Below are 19,750 nucleotides of genomic sequence, written 5' to 3' on the forward strand. Positions count from 1 at the left end.
TCCGTGTTTCACTGATAACGGCCAAGACAGATCATTCTACAAGCCAGAAATTAACGACTACTTAGTACTTGCCAGCTGATCGAAACGACCACCGTCTACAAAGAAAGTATCCATAATCTCTGCCCATGGGCCAAAGACGGCGACAGGCTCAAACGTTTCAATATCAGGTAATGTGTCCTTGTGGGCGGCAAGTATTTGCTCATCACTCGGACGCATATACATTTTTGCCATCAGCTCTTGGGCAGGCTTGTCCCATAATCCTTTTAGATAGGCACTTGCCGCTTCGGTCTTGCCCGCTTTATCAGTCACTGCCGTAACGACTGCTACTGGGTTGGCAATCGTAATCGTGTAACTGGGATAGACAATATCGACCTGACCCATGGCGAATTGCTGAGCGGCCAAATTCGCCTCATTTTCGGTGGTGATGAGTACATCACCTAGACCGCGCTGGGTAAAACTGGTCGTCGCAGCACGTGCGCCATTGTCATAAGTGACCACGTTTGCCAACAGCTTTTTGATAAAGTCATTGGTTTTAACAGGGTTGTCGCTACTGTTTTCTTTGAATTGGTGCAAGCCATAGCCATAAGCACCCAAAAAGGCATAACGCGCTGTACCACTGGTCTTGGGATTGGGCGTGACCACATCGATATCGTTACGGGCTAAATCTGACCAATCCTGAATGTTTTTTGGATTACCTGCACGAACCAGTAGTACCATAGTGCTGGTGTACGGCACAGCATTATTGGGTAGTGCCTGCTGCCAATCAGAAGCGACTAAACCTTTTTCCACCAACAGATTCATATCACTTTCTTGGTTAAAGGTGACCACATCTGCTTGCAAACCATTGGCAACAGAGAGCGCCTGCTTGCTTGAACCGCCATGCGACTGATTGATATTTACTTTGCTGTTTGGATGGGCTTTTTGATAGTCAGTGCTAAATAGCGCGTTATATTCTTTATAAAAGTCGCGAGATACATCATAGGAGACATTGAGTAGATTGACATCCTGCGTCTCACCATTAGCGTTGTTTTCTGCCTCGTTTTGCGTCCCTTCGGTTGGACTACAACCTGTCATCATGATCGCTGCTGCGAGCATGCCGCTAGTGGTAAGTACCCGCGCTTTTATGTGTTTATTATTGGTTGGCTGGATGCTAGCCATGCGGAATTTTTGGAATTTTTTTTGCATGATGCTCTCGATAAAGGTGGTAGAAGCGTGTTGTCAAAATTTTGACCATCATCATAGGGCTTACAATCATTTGAGCTTGGTTCTTTTGACTTTTACTCTGTTGATTTCGGTTTTCGGATGATGAAAGCTATGCTAGCAGCATAAATAGCAAACGCTTAGTGACGAATCCGCTTATCAAGTCTTGATGTTGGCATAAGCACTTAGCATGTGCTTTTAGGAAATTATGGGAAACGTGAGGTAAATCATTGCAGGCAGGCTTATTAAATAGGCTATAATTTAGCTAGGCTGTACCCTCATTCTATATGGTAGGGCCCATGCGCCAATGCTATATCCATTTTACCGTCTTATTTAACCAAAGGCCTTTTTATGACTCTTTCGTCCCATCGCTTACATTCTATTGCAGCATTAACATTGATAGCCACTACCCTAGCTGCCGTAACAGGTTGTCATAATGTGACGCCCGCGGTGAAGAGTTCTGCGAACAATGCTGTAGCGGTTTATTCAATTCCAGTGGATGTTATGAAAGACTATATTTCTGGTGATTATGCTTCTGCGGATTATGACAAACGCGCACAAGGCTATGACTGGGTTGGCGTCATGGTGCGTGCAGAGAGTGACCAACAAATCGATATAAAAGTTCGCTCGCGTAGCGATATCAAAAAACAGACTTGTCAGTTTGATGGTAAGGCGACATTAATGGGGCAAGACGCGGCACACGGTACAATTTTTCAGGCACAGGCAAATGACAGCACCGTCTTTTTTCAATTTAAAGACAATATGCTGACGATTGATAGCCCAAATAAATATGCGCTGAATTATTTTTGCTCAGGCGGTGCCTCACTTGCGGGAGAGTATCAAAAGCTGGTAGAAGATTTAGCGATTTGATAGCTCACGCTAACTGCGGTGAGAGATGCTAAAAATGACAAAAACAAAAGGTGCCAGACCATAAGTCTGACACCTTTTTTATGCTTGAAGATTTTAAAACTATCTTAAACTGCAGAAGCGCCAGTCAGCTTAACCTCAGCGCGTTCTTCTTTAGCAATACCGGCATAGTAATTACGCAAAATCTCTAGCACTTCTGGACGGCTAAAGTTGTCGGGTACCTCCAGATCTTCTGATAGCGCTTTACGCAGTTTAGTGCCTGAGACTTTGACGTGCTCGCTTGCATCGTGCGGGCAAGTTTTATCAGAGGCCATCGCTTGACACGCATTACACCAAAAGGTCCAGCCAATTTTTAGCGGCTGGGTGATGAGATCGTCTTTGCCAACCTGTTCAAAAATGGTTTGTGCATCAAACGCGCCATAGTAATCGCCCACACCAGCATGATCGCGACCAACGATCAGATGACTACAGCCATAGTTTTGGCGGAATAACGCATGTAATAAGGCTTCACGTGGACCAGCATAGCGCATATCTAATGGATAACCCGCTTGAATGACTGTGTCTTGTTTGAAGTAATTATCAATCAAGGTTTTGATGGCTTCTTGACGCACTTCTGCTGGAATATCACCTGGTTTTAGTGCGCCGAGCAATGAATGAATCATCACGCCATCGCAGATCTCAATTGCGATTTTGGCCAGATATTCATGTGAGCGGTGCATCGGGTTACGCGTTTGGAAAGCCGCCACAGTCTTCCAGTTTTTCTCTTCAAAGATTTGACGCGTTTGCGCGGGCGTTTTATAGATACCAGGATAACGCGTTGGGAACTCGCCCTCGCTCAGTACTTCTACGCTACCTGCAATATTGACCTCATCTTGATCCAACACTTGCTGGACGCCTGGATGCTCTGGATCTGTGGTGGTAAATACTTGCTGACACTCGTGTTCTTTATCAATGGTATAGGTCTCTTCTACTGTTAAGATGCCCATAACTTCACCATCTTGTGCGACCAATGCCACTTTGTCGCCTTGACTCAAACTATCCGCCGTCGCTTTTGGTGCAGACAAGGTGATCGGAATGGGCCAAAACAAACCTTTATTATCCCCACTTTGCAAGCGCATGTTGTCAACCACACCTTGCCAATCAGCTTTATTCATAAAGCCATTTAATGGTGTAAAGCCGCCAATACCGAACATGATCAGATCACCACGCTCGCGTGAGCTTAAGGTAATGGTTGGTAAGGTGCTGGCAAGCTCTAGGGCTTGCTTGCGTGCTTCGCCTTCTAACAACAGTGGCTTTAGCTCGGCACTGCCATGTGGTGGAACCAACTTTGATTGAGTTTGGCTTTGGGTCTGAATCTGGGTCTGAGACATATCGTTATTAAAACCTCTTATTAGAAAGAATGGTTGGAAGAGATGAGCAAAAATACGAAAGTGATTAAATATACAAAACTGAGAAGAAAGCCGTCGATAGATAAGAAGTAGCGTACTAGTGATCAGGCGTTAAATTTGATAAGCATAGGCTACCTAACTTTCGTTATGAAAATTTATGCTGTGTTTGGATATGGATATGTCTGAAAGGAATTTATGTTTATAGATAGAAGCTTATATGATGTGACCCTGAATTGTTTAAATTGCGATTTGTGGTAAAGTCTATCACCTACGAGCACAGATATTAGATTGCTGCCATCGCTGCTTTTAAGACCAAAAACAAAACTGAGATTACGTCATGTATCAATATAATTACGCTGACCAGACGTTAGTAGACGAACGAGTTGCCCAATTTCGCGACCAAACCGCACGATTTTTGGCAGGTGAGCTGCCAGAAGAGCAGTTTTTGCCACTGCGATTGCAAAACGGCTTGTATATCCAGCGTTATGCACCGATGCTCCGTATTGCCATTCCTTACGGCTTGCTTGCCAGCTATCAGCTACGCAAATTGGCTGAGATTACCCGCAAATACGACAAAGGCTACGGGCATTTCACGACTCGTACCAATATTCAGCTGAACTGGCCAAAACTAGAAGAAGTGCCAGACATTTTGGCAGAATTGGCAACGGTACAGATGCATGCCATCCAAACCTCAGGCAACTGTATTCGTAATACCACAACCGATCCTTACGCTGGTATCCATAAGGAAGAAATCGCTGATCCACGTCCTTATTGCGAAATCATTCGTCAGTGGTCAACCTTCCACCCTGAGTTTGCTTTTTTACCACGTAAATTTAAAATTGCAGTCATCGGTACCGAAGCGGATCGTGCGGCAACGCAAGTACATGATGTGGGTCTGCACGTCGTTACCAATGACGCAGGCGAGCTTGGCTTTGAAGTGATCGTTGGTGGTGGCTTAGGACGTACGCCTATTATTGGTAAAACAATTCGCAAGTTCTTACCGCGCGAGCATTTGCTCAGTTATCTTGATGCGATTTTGCGCGTCTATAATTTGCATGGTCGTCGTGACAATAAATACAAAGCCCGTATCAAGATTTTGGTCGACAGCTTAGGCGGCGATCAGTTTGCCAAACTGGTAGAAGCTGAGTGGGAGGCGCACACCAAAGACGGTCCGCTGACCTTGACGGATGACAATTTTGACACCGCTGCCAGCTACTTTAGCATGCCTGATTATCAATCATTTGATGCGCTCGCAGTACAGTCTGAGTTACAACAACAACTAAACGCTGATAAAGACTTTGCCAATTGGTATAACCAGAATACTGTGGCACATAAGGTGGACGGTTACCGTGCGGTCGTAATCTCTTTAAAAGCCGGACTGGTGGACGGTCGTTATGTGCCATCAGGTGACTTGAGCGATGCGCAAATGGATGCGCTTGCCGATTTGTCTGATCGTTATAGCTTTGGTGAGTTGCGCGGTACGTATCAGCAAAATCTGGTATTCGCTGATGTGCAAACCAATGAGCTTTATGAATTGTGGCAGCAGTTGTCAGATTTGCATTTAGCACGTGCCAATATCAACACCCTAACCGACATGATTGTCTGCCCAGGTTGGGATTATTGCTCACTGGCCAATGCGACTACGCACAATATCGCTGAGCAAATCGAAAAGCAGTTTGATGATTTAGATTACTTGTATGATCTTGGTGATATTCGCCTAAACATGTCAGGCTGCATGAATGCCTGCGCCCACCATCACACAGGTGATATCGGTATCTTGGGTGTGGACAAAAAAGGCGAGCACTGGTATCAGATTAGCCTTGGCGGTAACTCTAGTAATGACGCCAAATTGGGCAAAATCTTAGGAAAAGCGGTGCCAGCGGATGATGTGGCCAGCACCTTACAAACCATTTTAGATGTGTATCTCGATATACGCGGCACTAACGAACAAGATGTTGAGGGTTTTGGTGACGTGATTGACCGCGTTGGTATCGCCCCCTTTAAGGAGAAGGTCTATGGCTAATCATCATGTGCTCGATAGCCATGGCGCAGACATCAGTGGCGAAGATACTTGGCAAGCGCTAGTGACAGCGCAGCTGCCTGACGGTATCGCGTTATCAAACCTGACCTTACTTGAGCTGTTACACAAACAAGAAAAAGTTGATGTACTTGTCCCATTAGCAGATTTATTAAATGCTGATGGAAAACTGGCAAACGGTTTGCTCGCGCAAGTATTGGATATCCTCAAGCAGCACAGCAGCCGATTGGGTGTGTGGATCACGTCCAACACCGATGCTGATGATCTGCCTGATGTAAAAGACTTTTTATTGACGCAAGACTTGATCGTCATTCATGTCCCAAGTTTTGCGGACGGTCGCGGTTTTAGTTTTGCACAGACCCTGCGTCAGCTTGGTTATGAAGGTGATATTCGTATGGCAGGCGCGTTTGGTCGTGATCAAATTGCTTATTTGCTGCGCGCTGGTGCTACTAGCTTTGTACTCAATGAGCATGATGCTAAATCTGATATTAGCCAAGCCTTCACTGCCCTAGCCAGTAGCTATGATGGTCGAGACGCTTCAGCATTACCGATGTTCTCAAAAACCTAAACTCGATATTAAAGAACCATTTTTATATTAACAATTATTAAGGAATATATTATGAGCCAATTACACCCAAACCTAGATATCGACCAAGCAAACCAAGATTTGCAAGGTAAATCACCAGAAGAGATTGTAGCGTGGGCGCTGACGCAAGCCAAAAACCCAATCATCACCACCAACTTTCGCCCATATGAGTCTGCTATCTTGCATTTGGTTGCCAAGCAGCGCCCTGACATCACAGTATTGTGGGTAGATTCAGGCTATAACACCGATGCGACCTATCAATTTGCCAACAAATTGATTCGTGATCTTGATCTCAACGTTGTGACGTATATCCCAAAACAAACCGCTGCACACCGTGATTCAACCATGAATGGTATCCCAGGCATTGACAACCCGCAACATGGCGAGTTCACTGAACAAGTGAAACTTGAGCCATTCCGCCGCGCCCTTGCTGAGCTAAAGCCTGACGTATGGTTTAACGCGATTCGTAAAGACCAAACTGAGTTCCGCCAAGGTCTTGATGTCCTTAGCTTATCAAAAGACGGCGTATTGAAAGTAGCGCCATTGTTTGAAAAAACCGATGCAGATTTGGATGTGTATCTAGAAGAAAACAACCTACCAAACGAGCATGACTACTTTGATCCAACTAAGGTAGAAGAAAGCCGTGAGTGTGGTCTGCATACGCAGCTGTAATTTTAGTGTTTTCTGAATGAAAAAAGCCCTTTCTTTAATTTAAGAGAGGGCTTTTTTTATGATTGACGATCATATTTGCAACTACTAAAGCTATTTGCGACCTAAATAATAGCGCCGCCACCTCATCGCGTCCTGTGACGACGACTTTAGCACCTTCATTAGCAAACGCCTTTGCCGTCGCCTTGCCCAACCCTGAAGTGCCACCAAATATAATCGCCACTCTGTCTTATAGTTTCATAGTATGCTTACTCTTTTTAAATATTGTAAATTATTGATATACGATTAATTATCTTAAGACATGCTAGCACACCCTAATTTTGGGATATGTTAGCGTGTATTAAATAATTTATTGATTTAAGAAAGTCATTTAATCTATTCCTATTAGCAAGAAAAATATCAATTAATATTTCAAAAATGAATATACTAATGCCAATTCATTAGGTGAGAGTGTGTCTGTGATACCTCATAATGGCGGCATTCCTTATATCTTTTCTACTTTTATAATAAATAATCCAATATATGGTGACACTATGAACACCTTCCCGCTATTTTTTAAATTAGAAGGCCGTAAAGTGCTCATCGTGGGCGGCGGCGAAGTGGCACTGCGTAAAGCGGACTTGCTCAGCCGTGCTGGCGCGTGCATTACGATTCTTGCGCCTAATATCAGCCACGAAATACGAGAGTTACTGAGTGACAATAAGCACGAGTTGATTGAAAAAAACTATCACAAATCCTATATGTCAGGCGCTCGCGTGATCATTGCCGCGACTGACGATGAAACGCTTAACCATGAGATTTACGCAGATGCGACTGAGCTAAATATCCCGGTCAATGTGGTCGATACGCCGCCATTGTGCGATTTTATCTTTCCAGCCATTATTGATCGTAACCCTATTGTCATCGGCATTTCATCAAATGGTAAAGCGCCTGTATTGGCACGGCTATTACGGGCACGCCTTGAGACCTTAATCCCGCAAGGCTATGGCAAACTGGCCAAGCTGGCAGGGGATTTTCGCAGCGAGGTAAAGTCCAAAATACCAACGCTGACTGGACGCCGCCAATTTTGGGAGCGTGCGTTTGAGGGTCAAGTCAGTCAGTTGATGTTTGCGGGTAATGAAACGGAAGCCGCTGCCCAGTTGCAAGCGGATTTAGATAGTACTGCCGCTGCTATTCATGATAAAGCCCATGCTGCGGAAAATACAACGCCTACGCTATCAGACGAGTCAGAAAAAAAATCACCCCCCGTAGGCGAAGTCTATATCGTTGGCGCAGGCCCTGGTGACCCAGAGCTTTTGACATTTAAAGCGCTGCGTTTGATGCAGCAAGCAGATATTGTCTACTATGACGCATTGGTATCTCCACAAGTGCTGGATCTTTGCCGCCGTGATGCAGACAAAGTGTTTGTCGGTAAAAAACGCAGTAACCATACTGTCGCGCAGCTTGGCATCAATGAGTTATTGGTCAATAGCGCCAAAGAAGGTCGGCGTGTGGTTCGATTAAAAGGTGGCGATCCATTTATCTTTGGTCGTGGCGGTGAAGAAATTGAAAGCCTGCGCGCTCATGGTGTGCCGTATCAGGTCGTACCAGGGATCACCGCTGCCAATGCCGCTGCTAGCTATGCTGGCATACCCTTAACTCACCGTGACCACTCACAGTCCGTACGTTTTGTGACAGGATTCTTGAAGGCAGGCACGCCCAACAACAACTTTAAAAACTTCTTGAACACCGATGAGACGGTGGTCTTTTATATGGGTCTGCATTCGCTGGCGCGCTTGACTGAAGGCTTGGTTGACGCTGGTCGTAGTGCTGATACGCCAATTGCCATTGTCTCTAATGCCAGTATGCCCAATCAGCAAGTCCTAACAGGTACGCTTGCCAGCATCGTCAGTCAGCAAGAAACCGCTCAGCTGCCGACGCCTGCCCTGCTTATTATGGGCGATGTGGTCAGCTTGCATCATGATTTGGCTTGGTACAATTTACAAAATCAGCAGCACAACCAAAGCAGCGATGACATAGCTAAAAACTGGTTACGTGAAGGTTCAAGAGGTGAAGCAGTCAAACAGCCCATAGATCAACAAGCTCATGCGCTATCGATGATTGCAAATCTTGCGACAAATTCAGGGGACGATCTAGAGCAGCTCATCATCGATTAATCTTCTGTGTTTTATTATTACCTGTACCGCAAAGCGACCCTGTCAATTATCTATTGGTAGGGTTTTCTTTTGGCAACAGAGAAAATCTCAACGATTCTTGCTAGAATGAAAGCTACCTAATTAATGTTCTGACGTTTAATGATAAGCCAAACTATGCCCCTATCTATTGCTTCTAAATATATCTCTGTTAGACCTTTAAAAATATTGCACACGTCCGATTGGCACTTGGGGCGCAGGCTTTATGGTCGTCTGCGTTATGAAGAGTTTGAGGCATTTTTGCAGTGGCTAAAAGACACCATTAGCGCACAGCAAGTAGATATATTGATTGTCGCAGGTGACATCTTTGATACCATGACGCCCAGCAATAAAGCCCAAGCGCTATATTATGAGTTTTTGGGGCGAGTCTCACGTTCCTGCTGTCAGCATGTGGTCATTGTCGCAGGCAATCATGACTCACCGACGTTTTTGGATGCGCCAAGCAATGTGCTCAAATTTTTGAATGTCCATGTGATTGGGACTGCTTGTGATGATTTAGAAGATGAGGTATTGGTCTTAGGTGATGATGATAACAATCCTCATTGCATTATCGCCGCTGTACCCTACCTGCGCGACCGTGATGTACGTAGCAGTAGCGCTGGCGAGTCTGCGGATAGCAAAGACGCCAATGTTATCAAAGGTATTCGCGCCCACTATGATGAAGTAGCAGCGATTGCTAGAGAACAGCAGGCCAAATTAATCGAGGTACATCAACGGCATATCCCTATCATTGCCACAGGTCATCTATTCGCCGCTGGTGGCAAAACAACCGATGATGACGGCGTGCGCGATCTCTATGTTGGCTCACTTGGCAAAATCTCCGCTGATATGTTTGATGAGGGTTTTGACTATGTCGCCCTTGGGCATTTGCACGTACCACAGCGCGTTGGCGGTCGTGAGAGTATTCGCTACTCAGGCTCACCCATTGCAATGGGCTTTGGGGAGGCAAAACAGCAAAAACAGGTATTGCTGGTACAGTTTGGTGCTATAGCTAATGTTGATAATGAAATCATAGAAGTAAACATCACATCTGATAGCGTTGTACCTCATCTATCTAATACGGTTACTAAGGTTGAAAAATCAGCAGAAAAGACTGCTAAGAAAATAGCGAGTCAAGCCACTGTCTATATGGATGACTTATTTGGATTTGACGCGCCAGCTGATAATCATGAGATAACAACAGCGGCTCCTCAAGCGAACACTGACGATCAAAAACAGCATAAACCCAAGCCTAACGACTCCATTACTTCTAACAAAGTTTTGCATCATGATGACCACAATCAGATGCAGGTAGTTTCTCTACCCATTCCAAAGTTCCAACAGCTAGCGCAGATATCTGGTGACCTAACCACAATCTCACAAACGATAAAATCACTCACACCAACGGATTCTGTTTGGTTAGAGGTGGTTTATACGGGTGACGAGATTGTCAGTGACTTACGTGAGCAAGTACAAGCGATGGTAGATGGGCTGACATGTGAGGTATTAAAGATTAAGAACACCCGCACTTATAATAAAGTGCTTAACCAACAGCAAACCTCGGAGAATTTGCAAGACTTGAATGAGATGGAAGTATTTGAGCGCTGCTTGACGATTAATGAGGTGGCTGAGTCACAAAAAGACTCGTTGCGTGATGCCTATGGTCAGATACTTTATCACTTACATCATGAGGACAAACAGGCAGAATAATATAAGTGTGAATCATTATCGCATTTCTATTTTCTAAATTTTTGCAGTTGCTGCTATCACTAATAATAAGATATATCCATGCGCCTAATCGAACTCAGACTCAAAAACCTCAATTCTCTCAAAGGTGAATGGCACATTGATTTTGCTGACACCGCCTTTACCAATGAAGGTATCTTTGCGATCACAGGACAGACTGGCGCTGGCAAGACCACCATATTGGATGCGATTTGTCTGGCGCTATATGGTGAAACACCAAGGATCAACAGTATCAGCAAAAGCAGCAATGAAGTAATGACGCGGCAAACAGCGGAATGCTTCGCTGAAGTCGTGATTGATTTAAATGGTGAGCAGTACCGCTGCCGTTGGGGACAGCGCCGTGCTTATAATAAGGCAGATGGCAATCTGCAAGACGCCACTCATGAAATTGCTAAGATAAACGTTGATGACTCGTCAAAAAAAGATGAGCTGTTAGAGAGCACGCTAAAACATACCAAAAATAAAATAATTAAACTGACTCGGATGGACTTTCAGCAGTTCACTCGCTCTATATTGCTGGCTCAGGGCAGTTTTTCAGCTTTTTTGAAGGCAAAAGCTGACGAGCGTGCCGATATTTTAGAAAAAATTACAGGTACTGATATTTATGCCACCATTTCAACACATGTTCATAATAAAAAACGCACTGAAGAAGAGATATTGAGTAAACTGCAATATGGTTTAGATGGCTTGGCACTTTTAGATACCGAAGAAGAAGGTCAATTAAGAGCCGATTTGCAGTTATATCAAAGCACCCAGAGTACGCAGCAGCGAGAAATTCAAGATTTGGTCGAAAAAATAAAGTGGCTAGATAGCGTCACAGAATCAAAAGAAAAACTGAACACTTATCAAAATGATCTAGCGCAGGCTCAGCAGGCTCAGCAAGACTTTATCCATGACGCTAGACGCTTAACCGCTGCCAATAAGGCGTTGGAGATTGATAGTCAATACGGAAAGCTTGCCTCTGACCGCAATAATCTAAAACGTTTACAAAATGAACAGCAAGGAATTAACGATACGCTGCCGCAAACACAGAATAACTTACACCAAGCGAACGTGCTGCTAGATACCGTAAAAACTCGCGTACAAGCCGCTGATGAAGCGCTGCGATCCACCTTACCTAATATTAGAGAAGCGCGTAGACTAGATATCGACATTACGCAGCAAACGCAGGGATTAAAAGAAGCGCAGCAAAGGGAGAATACGTTATCGGACCATACTCAGCGCTTACGCCTAGAGATTGATCACCATCAACAACAAGCAGTACAAAATAAATCCCAATTAGCAGATATAGCGCGCAATCTTAATGGTGCAAATGACTTAAATGACATCGACGGCGATATTGCTAATTTTAAGAGTTATTGCACCAGTTTAAAAGCACTGCTCCAAGACAATGCTGATTTAAATATCAGCAAGGCCAACCAAAAACACAATACAGACCAGTATCAAAGCCATCTTAGAACCTTGTATCCACTACAAAAGGATCAAGCGGCTAAAGAAAAAGCTCTGCAAGCTCAGATCGAGGAATTACAACAAAAGCAAGCCGAATTAATTGAAAGACAGTCTCTACCTGAGATACACAGCGAACAAGAACAGATAGATGGCCTCGATCGTCAGCTTGAACAAATAGAGTCAAAAGTAGATAAGCTCAATGAGCTTCGCGCACAGATCAAAGATATAGACACTGAGCTACCAGTAATACAAGACGATTTGGTAGTGCTGGCTGATATCATTACTAATAAAGCATCCACTATCCAATCCACTAAAGACAAGCGGCAAGACAAACAAACACAGTTATATCTACTACAAAAAGTAGCCACTCTAGAAAGCCACATTGCTGATCTAAAAGACGGTCATCCCTGCCCGCTGTGCGGATCGCTTGAGCATCCTTATGGCGCAAACCACCCGCATTTGATATCAGATACCGAAGCAGATCAGATTCAGCAACAAATGATAGAGCTGGACACCACCATATCCGATTTGGAAAACAGATTATCTGTACATCGTATCAATCAAGCAACCAAACAGCAGCAGCTTGAGCGACAGCAAAATCAGAAAAACCTACTACAAGATCAAGCACAAAAACTAGCAGCTGATATCAAGCAGTCAGTGAGTTTAGTCCTGAAGGAAAACTACTCACCTTTTATCGCGGCAATGATACAACCATTGCAGCAACTTGAGACACATGTAGATATAATACCGGTGTTAAAGAGCACTCAACATCAATTGACCGAACGTAAAGCATCACTTAGAGGCACGCTGTCCAATTATCAGAGGCTTGGCGAGAAGCTCGCTACCATGCGCGAGGACATTAGCGCATTAGCACAACAGCAGCATAAGCTGGCAAGCGATATTAATGGGATTGAGACGAATATCAAAATAACATCCGTGAGTATAGATAATACAGATAAACACATTCACGATAATTTCTCTGAATTAACCACCCTTAAAAATGACATCATTCAGCTCTTAGAAAGATACGCCGCTGGCACGTTTCAGTCAAACGCAATCGCGCAGATACGCGCCTCGAAGTCAACTTTACATCCCCTGATGGAAAGTATTGATAGCCAAGTTATCCTAAACGAGGCGGATTATCATACGCATATCACGACATTGCGTCAGCAGCACGCAGCGCTTATAACCATAAAAAATGGGCTTAATAATTATAAAGAGCATCAGCAAAAGCTAGCGACAGAACTAGGCGGTCTAGAAATACAGATCGATACCAAACAAACCCAGTTGGATAAAGACCAACAGGAGCTTGATAGTCTGGTTCAACTCGTGATTGAAAAAATAAAGGCGCTTGAGCAGCTACAAACACACAGAATCAATGTCTTCGCCGACAAAGATCCCGATGCAGAAGAGCAGCGTTTGCGCGCGGCATTAGAACAAGCGAAAACCGATCAGTCCGTTGCCCAAAGACAACTAGACAGTGCTGAATACACGCTCAAGCAGCTAAAAGACCAACGAGAGCAGATCACCCAGCAAATCAAAGCAGCAGCTGATACCGTGCAGGTTCTAGAAAACCAGTTCCAAACGGCACTTGCCTCCTCCAGCTTTGATACGGAAGCAGAATTTTTGGCGGCGCGCTTGCCTATGGATGAGCGTAATGCACTCAAACAGCAGCAAGAACATATTGATTATGCACTCAAGCAAGCGCAATCCTTATTGAATGAAACCGAGAAAGCATTAGAAGATAAGCAAGCTAATCCGCTGACAACAGACGATAAAGAAACGCTTATCCAGCAGCAAGCGCAAGTCCAAGAGAAGTTTAATAGCTGCATTGAGTCAATTGGTGCAATCAGTCAGCAGTTACGAGACAATGAGGATAAGAAAAGCACGCAACAGGCACAGATTAATGCCATCAATGCCCAAAAAGATAAGTTACAAGTGTGGCGACAGTTAAATGATTTGATCGGCTCAAATAGTGGAAAGAAGTTTCGTACCTTTGCTCAAGGACTTACCTTTGACATTATGATCAGTCATGCAAATACTCAGCTGCAAAAGATGAGCAATCGCTACCTGCTGGTTCGTGATGATGGCAACCCCCTTGAGCTCAACGTCATGGATGACTATCAAGGCGGTGAGATTCGTAGTACCAAAAATCTCTCAGGCGGTGAAGGCTTTATTATTAGCCTTGCTCTGGCACTAGGACTATCACAAATGGCCAGCCAAAATATTCGCGTAGACTCGCTATTTTTGGATGAAGGTTTTGGTACCTTGGATGAAGAGTCTTTGGATATTGCGCTAGATACACTGACCAATTTGCAGCAAGAAGGAAAATTAATCGGGGTAATCTCCCATGTACAGACGCTAAAAGATCGTATCTTAACCCAAATTAAGGTCGAAAAGCTCTCGGGCGGCTTTAGCCGAATTAGTGGTCAAGGATGTCACAAAGTTGTCAGTGAAAAAGCCTCGTAATTTAAGCTAGTCAGTTTGCTACTTTCTACTCTACTTTCGATTAAACGATTTTGTTTAGACAATAAAAGACCACCGAACATTAAGAACGGTGGTTTTTTTGAACTTACAGATATTTATTTCTTAATGAGTAACTGATTATTTAGTGACTAAACCACTCAGCTCACTCATCAATACTGACAGCGTTGACAGACCAATTTGACCTTCTTCATCGTTGCTATGCAGCTCATCTAACTTATTCATCTCTGTCGTGACTGCTGCAAGCTGATCGACGTGTCTTGCTTTCCATTCACTAAATGCCTGCTTGGCATCTGGTTTAGACAGTACCGCATCCATTAGTAGGCGCAAGCTACGTGACAACTCGTTCACTAACGCATGGCGTGCACGGCGATCCCAGTAGTCTTGCTGTGGTAAATTGGCAATATTGTCCATCATCCAATCTAACTGCAACACTTGATAGGCTTCAAAGTATAGGGTTGCAATCTCATCAACAGGACGCTCATATTGCTCAGCCAGCAATGCAGCATCAAGCGCATCGACATGATACGGTAGCATCGCAAATAAGGTAGCATCGTTGTCAGACAGATCTTTTTGCATCAAACGCTCGGTGTCTTCTTGCAAATATTGGGCAAACTGCTGCTCGATAAAACCACTTGGCTTAGTCAGTTTTTCAACACTATCGCTAAAGCGGCTAATCATATCAGCAACTTGCAAGTTTTGACCAAAGGCATTGATGAACCAGACCACACCGCGCTCAAGCGCATCACGTAGACGCAGCTCAAGATTCAGAAGTAGTGTTGCTTCAACTTGGTTATCCAATGCTTCCAATGCTTGCCAAGCGCGCGATACGTTGAATACATCACGGCTAATCGCATAACCACGCACGATAGTCGCTAGTGATTGATCGGTTTCCTCAAACAGACGGAATAACGCTTCAATACCTAAGCGGTTGACCACACTGTTGGTCAAGTAAGTGCTGATGATTTCACGATGCAAGCGGTGCTCAGTCATTTCATCAAAAAAGCGTGACGCAAGCTCATCTGGGAAATATTTGCGTAGCTCGTTAATGAAGTACGGATCATCTGGTAAATCAGATGATAATAGATTGTCATAGACCCACATTTTGCCATAAGCCAAGACGACTGCGAGCTCAGGGTTGGTCAGACCAGTATCTGCTTTTTGACGCTTCGTAATCTCTTCGTCTGATGGTAGATACTCAATCGCACGATCCAGGCGCCCTTCACTCTCTAACATTTGGATGAAGCGCTGATGATCGCTTAGATTGGCTGCGGCGCGAATATGACTCAGCTCAATGGCTTGTGGTTGCAAGTAGTTCTGACGTAGTACCAATTCTGCTACGGTGTCAGTCATACTCTCAAGCAATTCATTACGCTGCTTCAGCGTCATATCGCCTTGCTCGACCACCTTGCCAAGTAAGATTTTGATATTGACTTCATGATCCGAGCAGTTTACACCGCCTGAGTTATCGATGGCATCTGTATATATGCGTCCGCCCGTTTGAGCGTATTCGATACGACCTTGCTGAGTTAGACCTAAGTTACCACCTTCACCAACGACGGCTGCACGTAGCTCATTACCATCGATACGTAGCGAATCATTCGCACGATCGCCAACATCGGCATGCGTCTCATTTGCACTTTTGACATACGTACCGATACCACCATTCCAAATCAGATCGACAGGCGCACGTAATAACGCACTGATCAAATCGTTCGGTGCAAGGCTGTCTGCACTGATATCAAAGAGCGATTTCATCTCAGGACTGATAGCGATAGTCTTGTCTTGGCGCGAGAATATCCCACCACCTTGACTGATCAATGATGCTTCATAATCTGCCCATGATGAGCGCGGTAGCTCAAACAAGCGTGCGCGTTCCGCGTATGAGGCCGCCGTGTCTGGATTAGGATCAATAAAGATATGCAGGTGGTTAAAGGCAGCAACGAGCTTAGTATGCGTTGAGAGCAGCATACCATTACCGAATACATCCCCACTCATGTCACCAATACCGACCACGGTAAAGTCATCACGGTTTTGGATATCCATACCGCGCATACGGAAGTGACGTTTGACCGACTCCCAACCACCGCGCGCTGTGATACCCATGGCTTTATGGTCATAACCTACTGAACCACCTGAAGCAAAAGCATCATCCAGCCAGAAGTTGTACTCTGCTGCGAGTGCATTGGCGATATCAGAGAAAGTCGCTGTGCCTTTGTCCGCTGCGACAACCAAGTACGGATCATCTTCATCATAGCGTACAGTGTTGGCTGGCGGGACGATCGTTCCATCAACGATATTGTCAGTCACATCAAGCATACCGCGTAGGAATGTCTGATAACAGGCAATGCCTTCTGCTTGGAACGCTTCACGACCATCAGCCATGCTTTTGGTTTTGACAATAAAGCCGCCTTTAGAGCCAACAGGGACGATTACTGCGTTTTTGACCATCTGTGCTTTGACAAGGCCAAGTACTTCGGTACGGAAATCTTCCATACGATCTGACCAGCGCAGACCACCACGGGCGACTTTGCCACCACGTAGATGCACCGCTTCAACGCGCGGTGAATACACAAATATCTCAAACATTGGCTTTGGTTTAGGCAGATTTGGAATGTCTGCTGCCAAGAACTTAAACGACAAACGATCTTTGCGTTGACCGTCGCAATCTACTTGATAGAAGTTGGTACGTACCATCGCATTGATCAAATCTAAGTACCAGCGCAAGATACGATCTTCGTCTAGGCTATCGACATCTACTAACGCAGCAGTGATTTTCTCTTGAATTTTCGTTGTTTTTTCTTGGCGCGTCTCATCACTATATTCAGGGTTCATGCGCGCATCGAACAAGCTACCCAATGCCACACTGATATCACTGTTTTTAACAACAGTTTGCTGAATATAAGCACTGGAGAATGGCGCACGAGCTTGTAGCATATAGCGAGACAGCGCACGTAATACGACGACATCGTAAGTGTCGAGCTTGGTCGTTAGTACCAACTCATTGAACGAATCGCTCTCAACACGGCCTGCCCAAATTTGCTTGAGACTATCTTCGAACTGACCACGCACGACTTGCATATTGACCGTATCGACATGCTCTAGCGTCAGCTCGTACTCTTGCATCCAAATAGGCTGCTCTGGCAAATCAAACTCATAAGTTTGTGCTGAGATAACCGATACACCAAAGTTTTCAAGTATTGGTAGTACTTTTGACAAGATAACAGGCTGCTCGCGACCGTATAGCTTTAGGTGAAGTTGGTTACGTGCATCGCCTGTCGAGTGGTATAAATGCCAAATCATTGGGTTTTCTGCGGTCAGTCCCGCCAGACGCTTCGTATCTTCGACTGCGGTACGAGCATCAAAACGCTCTTGGTAAGCTGCAGGAATATAGTCTAAAAAGCGACGAGTCAAAGCGTTGGCTTGTTGCTCACCCACATTATCGAGTAGCATTTTTTGATAATTGTCATCCCATGACTGCATAAGTGCTGACAATTTGGCTTCAAGTGTCGCGATATTGACGTCATTTACCTGACCTGGGACTGTACGCACATGGACATGGACGCGGGCGTGCGCAGATTCATTGAATTCAGTGGTAAAACCTGAAGACAGACCGTTATAAGCATCTTTTAGAACGTTTTGTACTTTGATGCGTAGCTCAGTGTTGAACTTATCACGTGGAATATAAACTAAGCACGAGACAAAACGTTGGTAATGGTCGATACGGCTAAATAAGCGTAAGCTCTTTTTGTCTTGTAATTGGCTAATACCTGAGACAATTGGGTACAGCTCTTCGACGCTGGCTTGGAACAGATCATCACGTGGCAAGGTATTAATCACATGCATCAATTTATGATGAGCATGACCATCACGTGGCAATTCTGCCATGGCCATAATCTGGTTGGCCTTTTCGCGTAGTAGCGGTATTTGCTGTACGGTAAGCTGATACGCTTGCGATGTCAGCAAACCGATAAAGCGATACTCACCAATCAATTTACCATTATCATCGAACTTATGGATACCCAAAAAGTCCATATATACCGAGCGATGTATCGGAGATACACGGCTTGATTTAGACAGCATCAACACGCGCGGCTCAGTTAATAATTGTTTTAGCCCTTTAGGCAGTTGATTGAAGCTTTCTGATATCTTGTCTTCTTCTGAACCGCGCAATAGACCAAGACCGCTATTACCAATGGCAAATAAATCCAAATTAGTAGGTTCGGCGACTTCGATTTCGTGACCGCCTTCTAAGCGGTACTCGCGATAACCTAAGAAGATAAAGTGGTCATCTAATATCCAATCTAAAAATGCTTGGATTTCTTGTTGTGAGTAGAACACTTCTGGCAGTGGTTTGCTAGACAGCTCAGCTTTAATGTCATTTAACTGCGCACGCATTTGTTTCCAGTCGCCAACGACGGTATCAAGCGTGTCAATTTTAGACATAAGCATTTGTTGTAATGCTTCCAAGTTTTCATTATCTTGATACGCAATTTCACAATGAATCAACGACATATGAGAAGTGGCACTTTCATGTGCGCCTTCAACATAAGTAATCTGGCCGTCCTCATCGCGTTTAACACTTACGATGATATTGTAAGTACGATGCACATCGATACCTTCAGCTTCAAGGCTCATCAAGATCGTATCGACTAAAAATGGTCTATCATATGCCACGATCTGAATGACCGTGTGCGAGCTATGAAAGTGCTGCTCTTCTGCTAAGGGATTCAATACTGCCAGTTGTGGTTTGCTGCAATCATAGGCTTTGAGCAATGTAAAGTGATGTAGCGCCATGCCCGCCAAATCAGCATTACTGATCGCCTCTGCAGTTTCTTGATGCAGCGGCTCATAGTAGCTATGGATAAAATGATCAAATAGCGATTTGTCTTTTTGTACATAACTGGTAGCAATATCGCTTATCTGGCTAATGCGCTCTTTTGCGATACTGAGGGAGTTTGGCATTGTCCTTCGTCCTTTTTATAGGTTTGGTTTATCTATTTATGTTTATCAATCTGTGTTAATTACCGTCATTGCATATAGGGCTTTATATAGTCAATCAATATTAAAAGTGGTATAAGGCAGACGAGTGCAAGTACTACGGTAGTAGGCTAAACGAGTCTAACGCTGTAACACTTTAATAGTGGTTCGA

General features: G+C 44.5%; 11 protein-coding genes. 7 read left to right on the forward strand and 4 right to left on the reverse strand.

Annotated features, from left to right (window positions below):
* Positions 1–57 precede the first annotated feature (57 nt).
* Positions 58–1,185, reverse strand: coding sequence for a sulfate ABC transporter substrate-binding protein (locus CUR83_RS07200; RefSeq protein ID WP_284719372.1), 1,128 nt, complete (start codon positions 1,183–1,185; stop codon positions 58–60).
* 366 nt (positions 1,186–1,551) lie between these two features.
* On the opposite strand from CUR83_RS07200, the gene CUR83_RS07205 reads away from it, so the two are divergent.
* Positions 1,552–2,070 (forward strand): hypothetical protein, encoded by a 519-nt coding sequence (locus CUR83_RS07205; RefSeq protein WP_284719373.1) that lies wholly within the window; start codon positions 1,552–1,554, stop codon positions 2,068–2,070.
* A 104-nt stretch (positions 2,071–2,174) separates the two neighbouring features.
* Here CUR83_RS07205 and sat read toward each other — a convergent pair whose 3' ends face one another.
* Complete coding sequence (sat, locus tag CUR83_RS07210; RefSeq protein WP_071001581.1) at positions 2,175–3,437, reverse strand: sulfate adenylyltransferase; 1,263 nt, start codon at positions 3,435–3,437, stop codon at positions 2,175–2,177.
* A 355-nt stretch (positions 3,438–3,792) separates the two neighbouring features.
* On the opposite strand from sat, the gene CUR83_RS07215 reads away from it, so the two are divergent.
* The 3 genes from CUR83_RS07215 to CUR83_RS07225 are packed head-to-tail and all read left to right on the forward strand — an operon-like array spanning position 3,793 to position 6,751.
* Positions 3,793–5,478 (forward strand): nitrite/sulfite reductase, encoded by a 1,686-nt coding sequence (locus tag CUR83_RS07215; RefSeq protein WP_212563540.1) that lies wholly within the window; start codon positions 3,793–3,795, stop codon positions 5,476–5,478.
* Positions 5,471–6,061 carry a DUF934 domain-containing protein gene (locus CUR83_RS07220; protein WP_212563539.1) on the forward strand — a complete coding sequence of 197 codons (591 nt, stop codon included), beginning with the start codon at positions 5,471–5,473 and terminating at the stop codon, positions 6,059–6,061. The genes CUR83_RS07215 and CUR83_RS07220 overlap by 8 nt, the downstream gene beginning before the upstream one ends.
* Positions 6,062–6,112: 51 nt before the next feature.
* Entirely contained in the window at positions 6,113–6,751 is a 639-nt protein-coding gene (locus CUR83_RS07225; RefSeq protein ID WP_212563538.1) for a phosphoadenosine phosphosulfate reductase domain-containing protein, read from the forward strand.
* Between the two features lie 34 nt (positions 6,752–6,785).
* Here the strand turns inward: CUR83_RS07225 and CUR83_RS07230 are convergent, their stop codons facing one another.
* A complete protein-coding gene (locus CUR83_RS07230; RefSeq protein ID WP_284719374.1) occupies positions 6,786–6,971 on the reverse strand; it encodes an SDR family NAD(P)-dependent oxidoreductase in 186 nt (61 codons plus the stop codon).
* 310 nt (positions 6,972–7,281) lie between these two features.
* On the opposite strand from CUR83_RS07230, the gene cysG reads away from it, so the two are divergent.
* From cysG to CUR83_RS07245, 3 genes are all read left to right on the forward strand, one after another.
* Positions 7,282–8,904, forward strand: coding sequence for a siroheme synthase CysG (cysG, locus tag CUR83_RS07235; RefSeq protein WP_284719375.1), 1,623 nt, complete (start codon positions 7,282–7,284; stop codon positions 8,902–8,904).
* A 153-nt stretch (positions 8,905–9,057) separates the two neighbouring features.
* Positions 9,058–10,629 (forward strand): exonuclease SbcCD subunit D C-terminal domain-containing protein, encoded by a 1,572-nt coding sequence (locus tag CUR83_RS07240; protein ID WP_212563536.1) that lies wholly within the window; start codon positions 9,058–9,060, stop codon positions 10,627–10,629.
* A gap of 78 nt (positions 10,630–10,707) precedes the next feature.
* On the forward strand, positions 10,708–14,583 hold the full coding sequence (locus CUR83_RS07245) for an AAA family ATPase (RefSeq protein WP_284719376.1): 3,876 nt from the start codon (positions 10,708–10,710) through the stop codon (positions 14,581–14,583).
* A gap of 135 nt (positions 14,584–14,718) precedes the next feature.
* Here CUR83_RS07245 and CUR83_RS07250 read toward each other — a convergent pair whose 3' ends face one another.
* The gene (locus tag CUR83_RS07250; RefSeq protein WP_284719377.1) at positions 14,719–19,563 is read right to left on the reverse strand and encodes an NAD-glutamate dehydrogenase; all 4,845 of its coding nucleotides are present in this window, start codon (positions 19,561–19,563) and stop codon (positions 14,719–14,721) included.
* Between the last annotated feature and the right edge of the window lie 187 nt (positions 19,564–19,750).

Origin of the sequence: Psychrobacter pocilloporae, from assembly GCF_029872915.1 — a bacterium.
GTDB lineage: Bacteria > Pseudomonadota > Gammaproteobacteria > Pseudomonadales > Moraxellaceae > Psychrobacter > Psychrobacter pacificensis.

What these genes read in the sequence shown, in the direction of transcription:
- CUR83_RS07215 (WP_212563540.1), top strand. Translation starts at nt 3,793, where the DNA reads ATGTATCAATATAATTACGCTGACCAGACGTTAGTAGACGAACGAGTT.
- cysG (WP_284719375.1), top strand. Translation starts at nt 7,282, where the DNA reads ATGAACACCTTCCCGCTATTTTTTAAATTAGAAGGCCGTAAAGTGCTC.
- CUR83_RS07220 (WP_212563539.1), top strand. Translation starts at nt 5,471, where the DNA reads ATGGCTAATCATCATGTGCTCGATAGCCATGGCGCAGACATCAGTGGC.
- CUR83_RS07205 (WP_284719373.1), top strand. Translation starts at nt 1,552, where the DNA reads ATGACTCTTTCGTCCCATCGCTTACATTCTATTGCAGCATTAACATTG.
- CUR83_RS07225 (WP_212563538.1), top strand. Translation starts at nt 6,113, where the DNA reads ATGAGCCAATTACACCCAAACCTAGATATCGACCAAGCAAACCAAGAT.
- CUR83_RS07250 (WP_284719377.1), bottom strand. Translation starts at nt 19,563, where the DNA reads ATGCCAAACTCCCTCAGTATCGCAAAAGAGCGCATTAGCCAGATAAGC.
- CUR83_RS07200 (WP_284719372.1), bottom strand. Translation starts at nt 1,185, where the DNA reads ATGCAAAAAAAATTCCAAAAATTCCGCATGGCTAGCATCCAGCCAACC.
- CUR83_RS07240 (WP_212563536.1), top strand. Translation starts at nt 9,058, where the DNA reads ATGCCCCTATCTATTGCTTCTAAATATATCTCTGTTAGACCTTTAAAA.
- sat (WP_071001581.1), bottom strand. Translation starts at nt 3,437, where the DNA reads ATGTCTCAGACCCAGATTCAGACCCAAAGCCAAACTCAATCAAAGTTG.
- CUR83_RS07245 (WP_284719376.1), top strand. Translation starts at nt 10,708, where the DNA reads ATGCGCCTAATCGAACTCAGACTCAAAAACCTCAATTCTCTCAAAGGT.